Here is a 14,968-nt window from a genome sequence, read left to right as displayed (position 1 = left end):
AAAAATATAATATTATATATAGTATTTTGGTATTAGAGAATTTTTTCGACCTCCCTTAGAGGTTTAATAAAAGGAGGATAAAGTTTTGATTAACATTACGACTGACGAGACAGGAGCTCCTGTCAGAATCATTGTTGTTGGTGTAGGCGGCGCCGGCAATAATGCAGTAAAGCGTATGGTTGAAGAGGGTATTGGGGGAGTTGAGTTTATTGGCATCAACACTGACAAGCAGGCGCTTGATTTATGTAAAGCACCTACTCTTTTAGCTATAGGTGAGAAAACTACAGGTGGAAAGGGCGCAGGCGCAAATCCAGAGGTTGGTATGAAGTCAGCCGAGGAAAGCGCAGAGGACATTTCAGCAGCTATCAAGGGCGCTGATATGGTATTCATCACATGTGGTATGGGTGGTGGTACTGGTACAGGTGCTGCTCCTGTTGTAGCTCGTATCGCCAAGGAACAGGGCATCCTTACAGTAGGTATCGTTACAAAGCCTTTCCAGTTTGAAGGAAAGCCACGTATGAACAATGCCCTTAATGGTATTGAAAGATTAAAGGAGAGCGTTGATACTCTTATCGTTATTCCTAATCAGAAGCTTGTTGAAATCTGCAACAAGAGCATGGGAATCGGCGAGAGCTTCCGTATGGCAGATCAGGTGCTTCACCAGTCTGTACAGGGTATCACAGATCTCATTACTAAGAATTCACTTATTAACCTTGACTTCGCTGATGTTACTACAGTTATGAAGGACAAGGGCTTAGCACACGTAGGTATCGGTTCTGCTAAGGGTGATGAGAAGGCACTTGAGGCTGTTAAGGCTGCTGTTGCTTCTCCACTCCTTGAGACAAGCATCCAGGGCGCTACAGATGTTATTGTTAATATCTGCGGTGATGTTGGACTTAACGATGCTAACGAGGCTACATCTTATGTTCAGGATATGACTGGTGCAGATGCAAATATCATCCTTGGTATCACAGTTGATGAGAACATGGACGACGAAGTATCTGTTACTGTTATTGCTACAGGTCTTGGTGAGCCAGTTAGCACTCCAGTTGGAGCATTCAGAAATGCATCTGGTATGGTTTACAACACACAGCCTAGAACATCAAGCGCTGATTTACTTGGCGGTATGCGTGGAACAGCAGCTCCAGCAGGTCAGTCTGGTGTTACAAATCCACCTCCAGTGGTTAATCGTCCTGTTACTCCAACACCATCGATTACATCACCACTTCAGAAGCCTGTTACAGTAGCAGCTCCTACAGAGAGCTCAGTACCAGAGCTTAACATCAAAATGCCTGATTTCATGAGCTCAATCAAGAAATAATAAAGGCTTTATAGAGTTTATCCATAAGCACCACATTTGTGGTGCTTATTTTTTGCCCTTATTTCCTGCATTTTTGGAAAAATCAAGAAGGAGTAAACCGCTATTTTTATAAATCACGATTTAATCTTGAAAATTTTCCGACAGAAGTGGTTGACACTGACTAATTGTAATGCTATAGTTACTTCAACTTAATAAAGTGTTAAACCGATGAGGGAGAGGAGTACCTCTTCATGATGCTTTATAGAGAGCTGCGATGGTGGGATGCAGTAAGATAGTGATTTGGGAATGGACTCCTGAGGGCGTGAGGAAATAATGAATTATCATTAGAGTATTGCACGACGTAGGGCATACGTTAGTTGTCATGGATATGTTGGTATCCTGTAAGCGCATGAGCAATCATGAATCAAGGTGGCACCGCGGAAAAGAATTTTCGTCCTTGGTAGAAACTATAATTTATAGGTTTCTATCAAGGGCTTTTTTATTTGGGGCGTCAAGCGTACAGGAAGTTTTTTGATGAGCCAGTAGCTGACAAGCTCTTGGTATTACTCAAGGGAAACATTCTAAGATGACCGGAGTAATACCAAGGCTTGTAAGTGTAACTGGCGGAGTGAAAAGGAGAGAAAAGATGATTAAGGAAGCTATTGTAAAGATTGTAAACAAAGAGGACCTCACATATGATGAGGCTTACGCAGTAATGAATGAGATTATGGGAGGGGAAACTTCTCCAACTCAGAACGCAGCCTTTCTGGCAGCGTTATCTACAAAGAGTGCCAAGGCTGAGACTATAGATGAAATCGCAGGCTGCGCGGCAGCAATGAGAGAGTATGCATTGAAGGTCGAGACAGGAATGGATGTGTTTGAAATAGTTGGAACTGGTGGAGACAATGCCCACAGCTTTAACATTTCAACAACCTCAGCACTTGTAGCTGCAGCTGCTGGTATGAAGGTTGCAAAGCATGGTAACAGAGCAGCTTCTTCACTTTGTGGAACAGCTGATTGTCTTGAGGCACTTGGCGTAAACATAGCACAGGATCCAGAAAAATGTGTTGAGCTTTTGGATAAAGTAGGCATGTGCTTCTTCTTCGCTCAGAAGTATCACACATCAATGAAGTATGTAGGAGCTATTAGAAAAGAGCTTGGATTCAGAACAGTTTTCAATATTTTAGGACCACTTACAAATCCAGCAACACCATCAATGCAGCTTCTTGGAGTATATGACGAATATTTGGTGGAGCCGCTTGCAAGAGTTCTCACAAGCCTTGGAGTTAAGCGTGGAATGGTTGTATATGGAATGGACAAGCTTGATGAGATTTCAATGAGCGCACCAACAAAGATTTGCGAGTTTGAAAATGGTGAGTATAAGACATACACAGTTGAGCCTGAACTTTTCGGATTTGAAAAGTGCACCAAGGATGATTTAAAAGGTGGAACACCTGAGGAGAATGCTAGAATCACAAGAGAGATTCTTGGTGGAGCACAGGGACCAAAGAGAAATGCAGTTCTGATGAACGCAGGTGCAGCCCTTTACATTGGAAGGAAGGTTGACAGCTTTGCTGATGGTATTAAGCTTGCTGCTGAGATTATTGATTCAGGAAAAGCGCTTGAAACCTTAGAAACATTCATTTTAGTAAGCAATGAGATAAAGGAAGATGAGGTTAACCCAGCGGATTCAAAGGCAGGAGCTTGCTAGAGACAGGAGATAAGAAATGACTATCCTAGATGAAATTGCAGAATACACAAAGGAACGAGTAGCCAGAGCAAAGGAGGAAAAATCCCTTGAGCAGATAAAAAAGGAAGCCTACAAGCTTCCAAAGGGAAATTTATCCTTCGAAAAGGCTCTGGTAAAGGGAGATATAGCTTTTATTTGCGAATGTAAAAAGGCATCTCCGTCAAAGGGAATTATAGCTGAAGAATTTGATTACCTTCAAATAGCAAAGGATTATGAGACAGCTGGGGCGGATTGCATTTCAGTTCTCACAGAGCCAAAGTGGTTTTTAGGAAGTGACGAGTATTTAAAGAATATCGTAAATACGGTACACGTTCCAGTTATCAGAAAGGACTTTGTGGTAGATGAATATATGATTTATGAGGCAAAGCTTCTTGGAGCATCAGCAGTACTTTTGATTTGTTCAATCCTCTCAGAGGAGCAACTGGCACATTATATTCGTATATGCGATATGCTGGGCTTAAGCGCACTGGTGGAAGCCCATGACGAGGTAGAAATAGGAATTGCTATTAGAGTAGGGGCTAGATTAATCGGCGTAAACAACCGCAATCTCAAGGATTTTTCTGTAGATACGGAAAACAGTAAGAGGCTTAGAAATCTTATTCCTGGTGACGTTATTTTTGTATCAGAAAGTGGAATAAAGAATGCAGAAGATGTGAATGAGCTTCGAAAAGTAGGAATAGATGCAGTTCTCATAGGCGAGACACTGATGAGGGCTGAAAATAAGACAGAAAAGCTGAAAGAACTTAAAGGCTAGGATAGTTTTAGAAAGGATAATGATATGACAACAATTAAGCTTTGTGGTCTCACAAGAGAGGCAGATATCAAAAAGGCAAATGAGCTGAAGCCAGAATATGTTGGATTCGTTTTTTATGATAAAAGCAGAAGAAAGGTAAGCCGTAATCAGGCGAAGAAGCTTAAGAGCATGCTGAACCCTGAGATTAAGGCTGTTGGAGTTTTCGTGGATGCTCCAGCCAAGGAGGTTGAGGAACTTTTTCAGGAGAACATTATCGATGTGGCTCAGCTTCATGGTAACGAGGATGAGGATTACATTAAGGAACTGATGGATAACAACATTCCTGTAATTAAGACCTTCAAGGCAAATTCTCCAGAGGAATTAATCAAGGCTGAAAAGTCCAGCGCGGACATGATTATGTTTGATGCAGGAAATGGAGATGGAAAAACTCTTGAGGATTGGAAGTTACTTACCTATATTGAGAGACCTTTTATTTTGGCTGGTGGCCTCAATCAGGAGAATGTGGCAAAGGCAATCGAGGTGACAAAGCCATACGGTGTGGATGTCAGCTCTGGCATCGAGACCGACAAGCTTAAGGATGGACAGAAGATGAAGGAATTCGTAAAGGCGGTAAGAGAGGAAAGCAAGGTGGTAAAGAGCAAAGGCAGATTTGGAATTCATGGTGGTCAGTATATTCCTGAAACTCTTATGAATGCAGTAAATGAGCTTGAGGAGGCCTATAATCACTATAAGGATGACCCTGAATTTAATCGTGAGCTGAAGGAGCTTCTTGATGATTATGCAGGCAGACCAAGCCTTTTATATTATGCAAAGAAGATGACTGAGGACTTAGGTGGCGCAAAGATTTATCTCAAGCGTGAGGATTTAAATCATACTGGTTCCCACAAGATTAACAATGTGCTTGGCCAGGCACTTCTTGCAAAGAAGATGGGCAAAACAAGACTTATCGCAGAGACAGGTGCAGGACAGCATGGTGTGGCAACAGCAACAGCGGCAGCACTCCTTGATATGGAATGTGTAATTTTCATGGGCAAGGAGGATACAGAGCGTCAGGCACTTAACGTATATCGAATGAAGCTTCTTGGCGCAGATGTTATTCCCGTTACAAGCGGCACGGCAACACTTAAGGATGCCGTGTCTGAGTGCATGAGAGAGTGGACAACAAGAATCGATGACACACATTATTGCCTTGGTTCGGTTATGGGACCACATCCATTCCCAACAATCGTGCGAGATTTCCAGGCAGTGATTTCAAGAGAGTCACGTCAGCAGATACTTGAAAAGGAGGGCAGACTTCCTGATGCTGTAATCGCCTGCGTTGGCGGTGGCAGCAATGCAATGGGTTCCTTCTATCATTATATAGGTGATGAGGGGGTTCGACTTATAGGTTGCGAGGCAGCAGGTCGAGGAATTGATACATTTGAGACAGCGGCAACTGTAAATACTGGAAAGGTTGGTATTTTCCACGGCATGAAGTCATATTTCTGTCAGGATGAATACGGTCAGATTGCTCCGGTTTATTCTATTTCAGCAGGACTTGATTATCCGGGAGTTGGACCAGAGCACGCATATCTTCACGATATTGGAAGAGCAGAGTATGTGCCTGTAACAGATGTTGAGGCTGTTGAGGCATTTGAATATATCGCAAGAACTGAGGGAATCATCGCAGCAATCGAAAGCAGTCATGCTATTGCTTACGCCAGAAAGCTTGCTCCAACAATGAAAAAGGATCAGATTATTATAGTTACTGTATCAGGAAGAGGCGACAAGGATTGCGCAGCAATTGCCAGATACAGAGGGGAGGACATCCATGAGTAAGATTACAAAAGCATTCGAGAACAAAAAGGCATTTGTGCCATTCATAACCTGTGGAGATCCTGACCTTGATACCACAAAAAAGATAATCAAGGAGCTTGCTGACAATGGAGCTGATTTGATTGAGCTTGGTATTCCATTTTCTGATCCTACAGCAGAGGGACCAGTAATTATGGAGGCTAATATCAGAGCCCTTGCCAATAAAATCACTACTGACGATGTGTTTGAAATGGTAGGTGAGGTTAGCGGTCAGGTGGATGTTCCTCTTGTTTTCATGACCTATGCAAATGTTGTTTATTCCTATGGAAGCGAGAGATTTTTCAAGAGATGCAAGGAAACTGGAATCTGCGGAATTATTTTGCCGGATGTACCTTTTGAGGAAAAGGCTGAATTTGAAGATGTTGCTGAAGAATACGATGTAGAATTCATTTCAATGATTGCCCCTACCTCTGAGGATAGAATTGACACCATCACAGCTGATGCCAAGGGCTTCATCTATATTGTCTCAAGCCTTGGGGTTACAGGCACAAGAGCAGAGCTTAATGGAAATATCAAGAGTCTCGTGGAGAGAGTTCGAAAGAACACTGATGTGCCATGTGCTGTTGGCTTTGGAATATCAACACCGGAGCAGGCTGCTGAGATGGCAAGCATTTCTGATGGAGCGATTGTAGGTTCGGCAATTGTACGTGTGATTGCAGAGCATGGCAAAGAGGCACCAGAGCATGTAGGGAAATTTGTTAGACATATGAAAGAGGCATACTATGTTTCCTAGTTTAGAAGAAGTAAAGAAATATGCAGCAAGCGGAGAGTATAAACGAGTTCCTGTAGCAATTGAGATGCTTTCTGACTGTCTTACAACCATAGAGGCTGTCAGAATTTTAAGGAATGCAAGTCATCAGTGTTTTTTACTTGAGAGCGCCAGCCAGAGCGAGACCTGGGGAAGATATTCCTTCCTTGGATTTGAGCCGACAGAGGAGATTACGGCTGTTGATGCAGATGAACACCCAGGGGAGATTCTTCGAAAGGTGATAGCTGCCCACAAATCACCAACAATTCCCCAGCTTCCAACCTTTACAGGTGGGCTGGTGGGATATTTTTCCTATGACTACATCAAGTACAGCGAGCCAAAGCTTAAGCTTGAGAATCATGGTGATGATGACTTCAAGGATATGGACTTGATGCTCTTTAACGATGTCATCGCCTTTGATAATTACAAGCAAAAGATTTATCTGATTACAGGAATCATGCTGAAAGATGGCGCGGATTCAACAATTGAAAAGGCATACGAGGATGCGAAGAAGCGTTTAGAGGAGATTAAGGATCTTTTAAAGACAGGCGAAAAGAAGAATTTCGAGCCATTAAAGCTGGAATCAGAGATTAAGCCTAAATTTACGAATGAAGAGTATGGCCAGATGGTGGTGAAGGCAAAGCAGTACATAAAGGAAGGTGATATCTTCCAGGTGGTGCTCTCAAATCCCCTTAGTGCAAAGGCAAAGGGAAGTCTGTTTGACACCTATCGATTACTTAGAGCTACAAATCCTTCGCCATATATGTTTTATTTTACAAGTGAAGATATTGAGATTGCTGGCGCTTCGCCAGAGACTCTTGTGAAGGTGGAGCAGAAGAAGGTAAGTACATTTCCTCTTGCAGGAACCAGGCCAAGAGGCAAGACGCAGGCAGAGGATGAGGCTCTTGAAAATGAGCTGCTCGCAGATGAAAAGGAAAGGGCAGAGCATAATATGCTGGTGGACCTTGGCAGGAACGATATTGGCAAAATCAGCAGGCTTGGTTCAGTAAAAGTTGAAAAGTATATGGGAATAGAGCGCTACTCCCATGTAATGCATATAGGCTCTACGGTGGTTGGAGAACTGGCTGATGATAAGGATGTAATAGATGCTGTGGATGCGATTCTTCCAGCTGGAACCTTGTCGGGGGCGCCAAAGTTCAGAGCCTGCCAGATTATTGAGGAGCTTGAGCAAAGTAAGAGAGGCATCTATGGCGGAGCTTTGGGTTATATTGATTTCACAGGAAATCTTGATGTTTGCATTGCCATTCGTCTTGTGTACAAAAAGAAGGACAGTATCTGCATACGCTCTGGTGCTGGAATTGTTTTTGATTCGGTTCCTGAAAAAGAGGCTGAGGAGTGCATAAATAAAGCAAAGGCTGTTGTAAATGCAGTGAAGGCAGCAGAGGGAGGCTTGGAATGATATTACTGATTGATAATTACGATAGCTTTTCCTACAATCTGTATCAGCTGATAGGTGAGATTAATTCTGATATCAAGGTGGTTCGTAATGACGAATTACGCATTTGCGATATTGAAAAGCTTGCACCAAGTCACATTATTATTTCTCCAGGGCCTGGAAGGCCAATAGAGGCTGGAATCTGTGAGGATGTGATTGCGCATTTTGCGGGAAAGATTCCAATTCTTGGCGTATGTCTTGGACATCAGGCAATTTGCGAGACCTTCGGTGCAACAATTACCTATGCAAAGGAGCTTATGCACGGCAAACAGTCAGAGGTGCAGATAGATGAGAACTGCAAGATATTCAAAGATTTGCCAAAATATATCAAGGTGGCGCGCTATCATTCTCTAGCTGCAGAAGGGCAGACGCTTCCAAGCAAGCTAAAGCCAGTTGCTGTTACAGAGGATGGGGAGATAATGGCTGTAAAGCATGAAGACTACGAAATCTACGGTTTACAGTTCCATCCAGAGTCAATTCTTACACCTGATGGCAAAGTTATGCTTAAGAACTTTTTCTTGGCGTAGTTTTTACAATATATAATTAAAGCTCGTACTTGGATTTCTTTTTTGTGATTTCCTGCATATAGGCTGCGGTGATGATACCAGTAGGCAAGGCGATTACAGCCATGCCAACCAGAGCAGATATCATTGTGATGAATCTGCCCACAGGTGTAACTGGGAAAATATCCCCGTAGCCTATTGTTGTTATTGAGATTGTTGCCCAATATAGGGCATCAAAGAAGCTGGAGAAAAGATTTGGCTCCAACTGGAAAATCAGCATAGCGGCAACGAAAATATATACAATAATCAGTATTAGTACTGCGAGAAGCTGTTTTTTTACCTTTCGAATTACATTCGAGATGATAACCATCGTTTTTGAATATCTTACCAGCTTCAGAACACGAAAGATTCTAAAGAGACGCAGCAATCCAATGATTGATGACACTGGCAGAAAGATATAAATCACAGGAATAATCGAAAGCAGATCAAAGATTGCCAGTGGAGTGAAGATATAGGCAATGTATGCTTTATAATTTTCGTAGCCCATTTTGTAATCGGCAGTGTAAACCCTGGCAATGTAGTCCACTAGAAACAATGCACTTGTGAAAATATCAATAAGAATTGTATATCTGCTGTTTCCCTTTAGAGTCAAAGGAACCAGACCAACAATTATAGCGGTGGTCATCAAAACATCATAGGCGCGGCTGGAGAGGTCGCCCATCCTGGATACTTCTATTACTTCATAAACTCTTTTTTTGAAATTATAGTCTGATTTCATCTAAAAATTTCCCTTTATAAATGCGATTATCCCTAGTATGGCCAGTAATAATGATAGAGTATGGCACAGGCCAACGAAAAAGCGTGCCTGCTTTGTTGTATCGTCTTCGATGAAACCTGTATCACTGATATAGGTTTCAGTTCCATGCTTATGCTCCATTTTGCTACCTCGCCACTATAATTTTCACCATCAAGTAAGCTCATAATAGCATCCAGCTGTGAATTAAATAAGAATATACAGAAAAAAAATACAAAATCTTAACAATTGTTACACAATATGAGCTGGCCTTTGTTATAAAATTCAGTATAGGACTATGTACAGCAATGTATTGTCCAATATCATCTAAGTTTTTCAGGAGGTTGATTAGAGGTAATTTCATTCTTTAAGGATGATAATTGATAGATATTAAGGAGGACGCTATGGGAAAAAAGCCAAAAGACCAAGCATCAGATTCAATTAGTTTTATGGACAGTATCAAGACTAAGCTTATTTTGTTGATGGGCTTGTTAGTTGCTGTACCTTTGATTATCGCTATTCTTGTTAGCTACCGAAATTCAACTAACAAGGATAAAGAGGACGCTCTGAAGATTTTGTCATCTAATGCAAGATTGATTGAAACAGAGTTTTCTGAGACAGTAGGTGAAAACCTTATGTGTCTGCAGACCTTTGCTACTGCGCCTAGTACTGTAGAGTATCTTGAAACATATGGTACAGAGGAGCAGGTTATTCCAGATTCTGCTATTTCTGCAGCCATGGATACAATGAATACCATTATTAATGATGGGAATGATAGTGTTATTTTGTCAAGGATAACAGGCGATCAGATATACAGAACTGATCATGCCGAGCTTGCAAATATTTCTGACCGTGAATATTTCCAAGAGGCAACAACTACAGGAAAACCAGCAATTTCTGATGTAGTAGTTAGTAAGTCGAAGGGAACTCGTATTACAATTATCTGCGTACCTATTTACGATAAAACTGGTTCAAAGGTCATTGGCACAATTCAGCGAAGCTTTGATTTGAATAATCTCCATGAATTCTTAGCAGCCAATATTGATGATGGTTTTATCTGTGATACAAAGGGTATGATGGTTGCTCATGCTCAGTTCGAGATTAGTGCAGAAGAAGAGTACGATATGAGTGCTTTTGAGTTCATGACATCCTCTGAGTCATCAGGCGTAATCACTTCTGAATTTGACAGTGGCCTTACATATATGTCATGGGTTCGTGAACCGACCAGTGGATACATTGTAGCCGCTTCAGAGGCAAATTCAATTATCATGGCATCTGCACAGAAGTCAGCATTAACAATCATCCTTGTTGGTGTTGTACTTTTGATAATTGCTATTATTATTTCACTTGTTGTTGCTACAAGCTTTACAAAGCCAATCGTGGCTGTTAATGCTTCAATTTCACAGCTGGCAGATGGTCGCTTTAAGAAGATTGATGGCTTCGCAGGACGTAAGGATGAATTTGGCGAAATCGTACGTAGTACAAACTCCGTTATCGATAGATTAGGAAGTATAGTTGCTGCTATCAAGCATTCAGCAGCCACAGTTACCACATCCTCTGAGGATTTGGCTGATATGGCAAATCAGATTGCAGCAACAACAGATACAGTTGCAAATGCAGTTCAGGAAATTGCAACTGGTGCAGTTCAGCAGGCTGAGGAAATTCAGGAAGCAGCAGAGAATGTTGGTAAGATTACCGATGCCGTTGCAGGCGTTCAGACTTCAACAGATAATATGGAGAGCCTTGCAGGCAAGATGAAGGAAGCTTCAGAAACCTCTAGCAAGTCACTTCTCAATCTTCAGGATTCAAGTAGTGATATGACTGCTAAGATTGAAGAGATTGCCAGAACAATTTCTGCAACCAAGGATGCTGTTACAAGCATCAATGAGAGCGTAGAAGGCATTTCAGGAATCGCTTCACAGACAAACCTTCTTTCACTTAATGCTTCGATTGAGGCAGCCAGAGCTGGTGAAGCAGGCAAGGGTTTCGCAGTTGTTGCTGAGGAAATCAGAAAGCTTGCTGATGATTCAGACAGCATGGCTCAGGATATCAGAACACAGATGGATGTTCTACTTAAGCAGTCTGAGGCAGCCGTTGCCGCAGCAAACCTTGTAAAGCAGGGTAACTTGGAGCAGCAGGATGCTATCGGAGGAACCCTTGAGTCAGTTAACGGAATGCTCGCAGACATCAATGGAACAGTTAACGGTGTACGCGACATCGCTGGTGGAGCAAGCACTTGCGTAACCTCTAATGAAGTTGTTTCCGATGCCATGTCATCACTTTCAGCTATCTCTGAAGAGAATGCAGCATCATCAGAGACAACAGGCGCATCTGTTCAGGAGCTTTCTGCTACAGTTTCAAGTCTTGCAAACTCAGCAGACGACCTGAAGGACATCGCAGTCAAGCTCAACGAAGAAATCTCATTCTTCAAGGACGACGAAACCGAATAGCGCACATGGCATAATCCTTAAATACAATGTGTACTCAGCGGCTCTTTGATAACCTCAGAGGGCCGCTTTTTTGCGCCCTTTTTCAAGTGAATATGTTCTTTATCTTTATCAGTTGTGCAACATGGGTTATTAGGAATTAATATGAAACTTCTGTGAATAATGAATATTGATATTACCCCGAATGTATAATGTATACAAGCTAGTTGTTGTAATCTGCGGTTTTGTGGGGATTCGACATGGAAAGATATAAATATGATGAAAAAGAACTGAAATTAATTGAAAGCAGCAGTATACCACTTGCTGTTTATCAGTTTATAGATAAGCGTGTTGCTACAATAGCACTGTCTGAGGGATTTGTGAAGCTAATCGGCCTTGATTCGATGGAAGAGGCTTATTATCTCATGGATAATGATATGTATAGAGATGTTCATCCTGATGATGTTGCCGAATTGGCAGATGCTGCTGTACGTTTTGCAGTAGATGGCGGAGAGTACAATCAGGTATATCGTTCCAAACTTGGTGATAAATATATCATTCTTCACTCTATAGGAAAGCATATATACAAGGAAAATGGTGTAAGACTTGCAGTTGTAAACTACGTAAATGAAGGTGTTTACAATGCAGATAACAGAGACATCGCTATGGGATTTAATCTAATCCATAACAAGCATTTTCAGAGCAAAAAGGCTGCGACAGGCTTGAGTTATGATTACTTGACTGGACTGCCAACTATGGATTATTTTTTTGAATTGGCTGAAACTCAAAGAAATAATTATATCAATGAAGGAAAGAGCCTTGTAATGGTGTTTTTTGATTTAAGCGGTATGCAGGCATTTAATCAAAGATATGGATATGAAGCTGGGGATGTATTGATAAAAGAGAGTGCAAAACTACTGGTTAAGTTTTTTAGTAACTATAATTGCTGTAGAACAACAGCGGATCATTTTGTTGTATATACAGATAAGGAAGGTATTGATAATAAGCTTAAATGTTTGGTTAATGATTTTAAACTTATTAATAATGGTAAGAATTTGCCTGTTAAAATAGGCGTTTATGACACCAGATTTGGAGATGTAGGTTCTGCCACAGCTACGGATAGAGCTAAGATTGCCTGTGATAGCTGTGGGCAGATTTACGATTCGAAAATTGTGTATTTTGATGAAAAGATGTTGAAAAAGTTTGAAGACAGACGATACATCTTTGAAAATTTTGATAAGGCTATAGAAGATGGTTGGATAAAGGTTTGTTATCAGCCTATTATCCGCACATCTAATGGCAAGATTTGTAATGAAGAAGCTCTTGTCAGATGGAAGGATCCTAAGAAGGGAGAAATGGGTCCTAATGATTTTATACCTATTCTTGAGGATGCAAAGATAACGTATAAGCTTGACTTATATGTTGCGGAGCAGGTAATTATAAAGCTTAAGCACCAGACCGAGGCGGGTTTGAATGTTGTGCCTAATTCCATCAATTTATCAAAAACGGATTTTTATTCCTGCGACATTGTAGAAGAGATAAGAAAACGTGTGGACGAGGCAGGGATAGATAGAAGTAGAATAGTAATCGAGTTGACTGAAAGTGTAGTTATAGATGATGTAGATTACATGATTATACAGATAAAACGCTTCAGAGAATTGGGCTTTAGCGTTTGGTTGGATGATTTTGGTCGTGGATATTCCTCTCCTGATTTATTGCAGAGGATTCATTTTGATGTAATAAAGCTTGATAAGGCTTTCGTAGATAAAATTCATGAGAGTGAAGACAGTAATGTTATTGTCTCTGAAATTGTCCGTCTAGCCAGTGGTTTAGGAAGCGATACAGTAGCTGAAGGTGTTGAAAATGAGTATCCAATCGACTTCCTCAATGAGATAGGGTGCACAAAACTTCAGGGCTATTATTATGGTAAGGCAGTTCCATTTAATGATATTCTCGATAGATATAAAAACGGAACTCATATAGGTTTTGAGAATCCTAAAGAGGCTGAGTACCACGCAACTGTTGGTAAGGTAAATATGTATGATATGTCTTTCTCAGCTGATGACGATAGCATTATATCTGGCGATTACTTTGACACAATGCCTATGTTTATCGTAGAGGTAAAAGGGAATGAGATAAGACATATGAAAGGTAATAAATCCTATAAAACATTTATGGAGAAATACTATCCAACGTTTTCTGCAAGTGAGAATTATTTGGATGATAGAGGAGACTCAAATTTCTTCAATGCATTGATACAGTGCAAAAATGATGGAAAACCTGTTATCGTTGATATTAGAGGTAAGAACAACGATGTAATTCACTTGTTTATTCGCAAAGTTGCTACAAACGAAGAAAACGATGCCGTAGCGTTGTCTGTTGTAATACTAGGGTATATTGATAATGATGCTGAACTGCGACATAAAGAAGAACTTGAACGAATAAAAAGAGAGCGTATGACTTATAACAGAGTTACTGCACTTACAGGTGATTTTATCTGTATCTATGCAATTGATCCTGAGAATGATCATTTTGTTAGATATACCTTAGATGAAGATTATATATACCTGGGATTGGATAGCGAAGGGGTCAATTTCTTTGAAATGTTAAAAGAGAAAGTTCTGGAAAATATTTATATAGAAGATATAGATCATTTCCTAGCCTTATCCTCAAAAGAAAAAGTTTGCAAGACGATTGAAACTAATGGTGTTTATTCATTAAACATAAGGTATATATATCAGGGCTCAATCAAATATGCATGTATTAAGGCTACCTACATTCTTGAAGAACAGAAACAAATTCTAATACTAGGTATTGTCGATATAGATGCTCAGGTTAGAAAAGACCAGGATTATTATAAGAATCTCGCAGAAATGAGTAAGATAGCGAATTTAGATTCCCTTACTGGAGTTAAGAATAAGCATGCATACATTGATGTGGAGGCAAAACTTAACAGATCCATTGAAGAAAAAGAGGACGTAGAGTTTGCAATTATAGTTTTTGATATAAATGGTCTTAAAGAAATTAATGATACATTGGGTCATCAGGCAGGAGACGAGTATATTAAATCTGGCTGTTCTATAATTTGCAACTTATTCAAGTACAGCCCAATATATAGAATTGGCGGAGATGAGTTTGTGGTTATTGCTCAAGGTAGGGATTATCAGAATGCGGACCATATCATGGCAGAATTTGAAAAGACTAATTTAGATAATCAGAAAAATGATAAAGTTGTAATTGCTTGCGGAGCAGCGAAATATAATGGTGAGCGAAATGTAGCAGTAGTATTTGATAAGGCTGATAAAAGAATGTATGAGAATAAACGACAATTGAAATCTATTACAATTCCTGTGAGGTAGAAATGACAAAAGGGCTGTCTAGTGA

Annotated in this window: 11 protein-coding genes, 1 pseudogene and 1 other annotated feature; of the genes and pseudogenes, 10 read left to right on the top strand and 2 right to left on the bottom strand. The window is 40.6% G+C overall.

All coding sequences use genetic code 11. The annotated features are described in order from the left end of the window. The first annotated feature begins 85 nt into the window (after positions 1–85). From ftsZ to FXF36_RS14070, 8 genes and pseudogenes are all read left to right on the top strand, one after another. Complete coding sequence (gene ftsZ / locus FXF36_RS14100) at positions 86–1,321, top strand: cell division protein FtsZ (protein WP_151625165.1); 1,236 nt, start codon at positions 86–88, stop codon at positions 1,319–1,321. 198 nt (positions 1,322–1,519) lie between these two features. After that, positions 1,520–1,762 (top strand) — a binding site (T-box leader). A gap of 184 nt (positions 1,763–1,946) precedes the next feature. Then, positions 1,947–3,011 (top strand): anthranilate phosphoribosyltransferase, encoded by a 1,065-nt coding sequence (gene trpD, locus FXF36_RS14095; protein WP_151625163.1) that lies wholly within the window; start codon positions 1,947–1,949, stop codon positions 3,009–3,011. A 16-nt stretch (positions 3,012–3,027) separates the two neighbouring features. Continuing rightward, entirely contained in the window at positions 3,028–3,804 is a 777-nt protein-coding gene (gene trpC / locus FXF36_RS14090; RefSeq protein WP_151625161.1) for an indole-3-glycerol phosphate synthase TrpC, read from the top strand. 24 nt (positions 3,805–3,828) lie between these two features. Further along, positions 3,829–4,398, top strand: a pseudogene (locus FXF36_RS16940) (phosphoribosylanthranilate isomerase); the annotation flags it as partial. Then, positions 4,393–5,622, top strand: coding sequence for a tryptophan synthase subunit beta (trpB, locus tag FXF36_RS14085; RefSeq protein WP_243143619.1), 1,230 nt, complete (start codon positions 4,393–4,395; stop codon positions 5,620–5,622). The pseudogene FXF36_RS16940 and the gene trpB, both read left to right, overlap by 6 nt. Further along, positions 5,615–6,391, top strand: coding sequence for a tryptophan synthase subunit alpha (gene trpA / locus FXF36_RS14080; protein ID WP_151625157.1), 777 nt, complete (start codon positions 5,615–5,617; stop codon positions 6,389–6,391). The genes trpB and trpA overlap by 8 nt, the downstream gene beginning before the upstream one ends. Further along, positions 6,381–7,826, top strand: coding sequence for an anthranilate synthase component I (gene trpE, locus FXF36_RS14075; protein WP_151625155.1), 1,446 nt, complete (start codon positions 6,381–6,383; stop codon positions 7,824–7,826). Before trpA ends, trpE begins: the two co-directional genes overlap by 11 nt. Then, a complete protein-coding gene (locus tag FXF36_RS14070; protein ID WP_151625153.1) occupies positions 7,823–8,389 on the top strand; it encodes an anthranilate synthase component II in 567 nt (188 codons plus the stop codon). Before trpE ends, FXF36_RS14070 begins: the two co-directional genes overlap by 4 nt. Positions 8,390–8,405: 16 nt before the next feature. On the opposite strand, the gene FXF36_RS14065 is transcribed toward FXF36_RS14070, so the two are convergent. Together FXF36_RS14065 and FXF36_RS16400 are read right to left on the bottom strand one after the other, a co-directional pair. Next, positions 8,406–9,143 (bottom strand): ion transporter, encoded by a 738-nt coding sequence (locus FXF36_RS14065; RefSeq protein ID WP_151625151.1) that lies wholly within the window; start codon positions 9,141–9,143, stop codon positions 8,406–8,408. Beyond that, complete coding sequence (locus FXF36_RS16400) at positions 9,144–9,302, bottom strand: hypothetical protein (protein WP_167511397.1); 159 nt, start codon at positions 9,300–9,302, stop codon at positions 9,144–9,146. A gap of 260 nt (positions 9,303–9,562) precedes the next feature. On the opposite strand from FXF36_RS16400, the gene FXF36_RS14060 reads away from it, so the two are divergent. Together FXF36_RS14060 and FXF36_RS14055 are read left to right on the top strand one after the other, a co-directional pair. Next, positions 9,563–11,608 (top strand): methyl-accepting chemotaxis protein, encoded by a 2,046-nt coding sequence (locus FXF36_RS14060; RefSeq protein WP_151625149.1) that lies wholly within the window; start codon positions 9,563–9,565, stop codon positions 11,606–11,608. 236 nt (positions 11,609–11,844) lie between these two features. After that, positions 11,845–14,943: an EAL domain-containing protein gene (locus FXF36_RS14055; RefSeq protein WP_151625147.1), complete on the top strand. Its 3,099-nt coding sequence runs from the start codon at positions 11,845–11,847 to the stop codon at positions 14,941–14,943. The last annotated feature ends 25 nt before the right edge of the window (positions 14,944–14,968 follow it).

It is taken from the genome of Pseudobutyrivibrio xylanivorans (assembly GCF_008935055.1).
GTDB lineage: Bacteria > Bacillota > Clostridia > Lachnospirales > Lachnospiraceae > Pseudobutyrivibrio > Pseudobutyrivibrio xylanivorans_A.
Note: the sequence above shows the minus strand (reverse complement) of the source record. Positions and strands in the feature narration are given on the sequence as shown.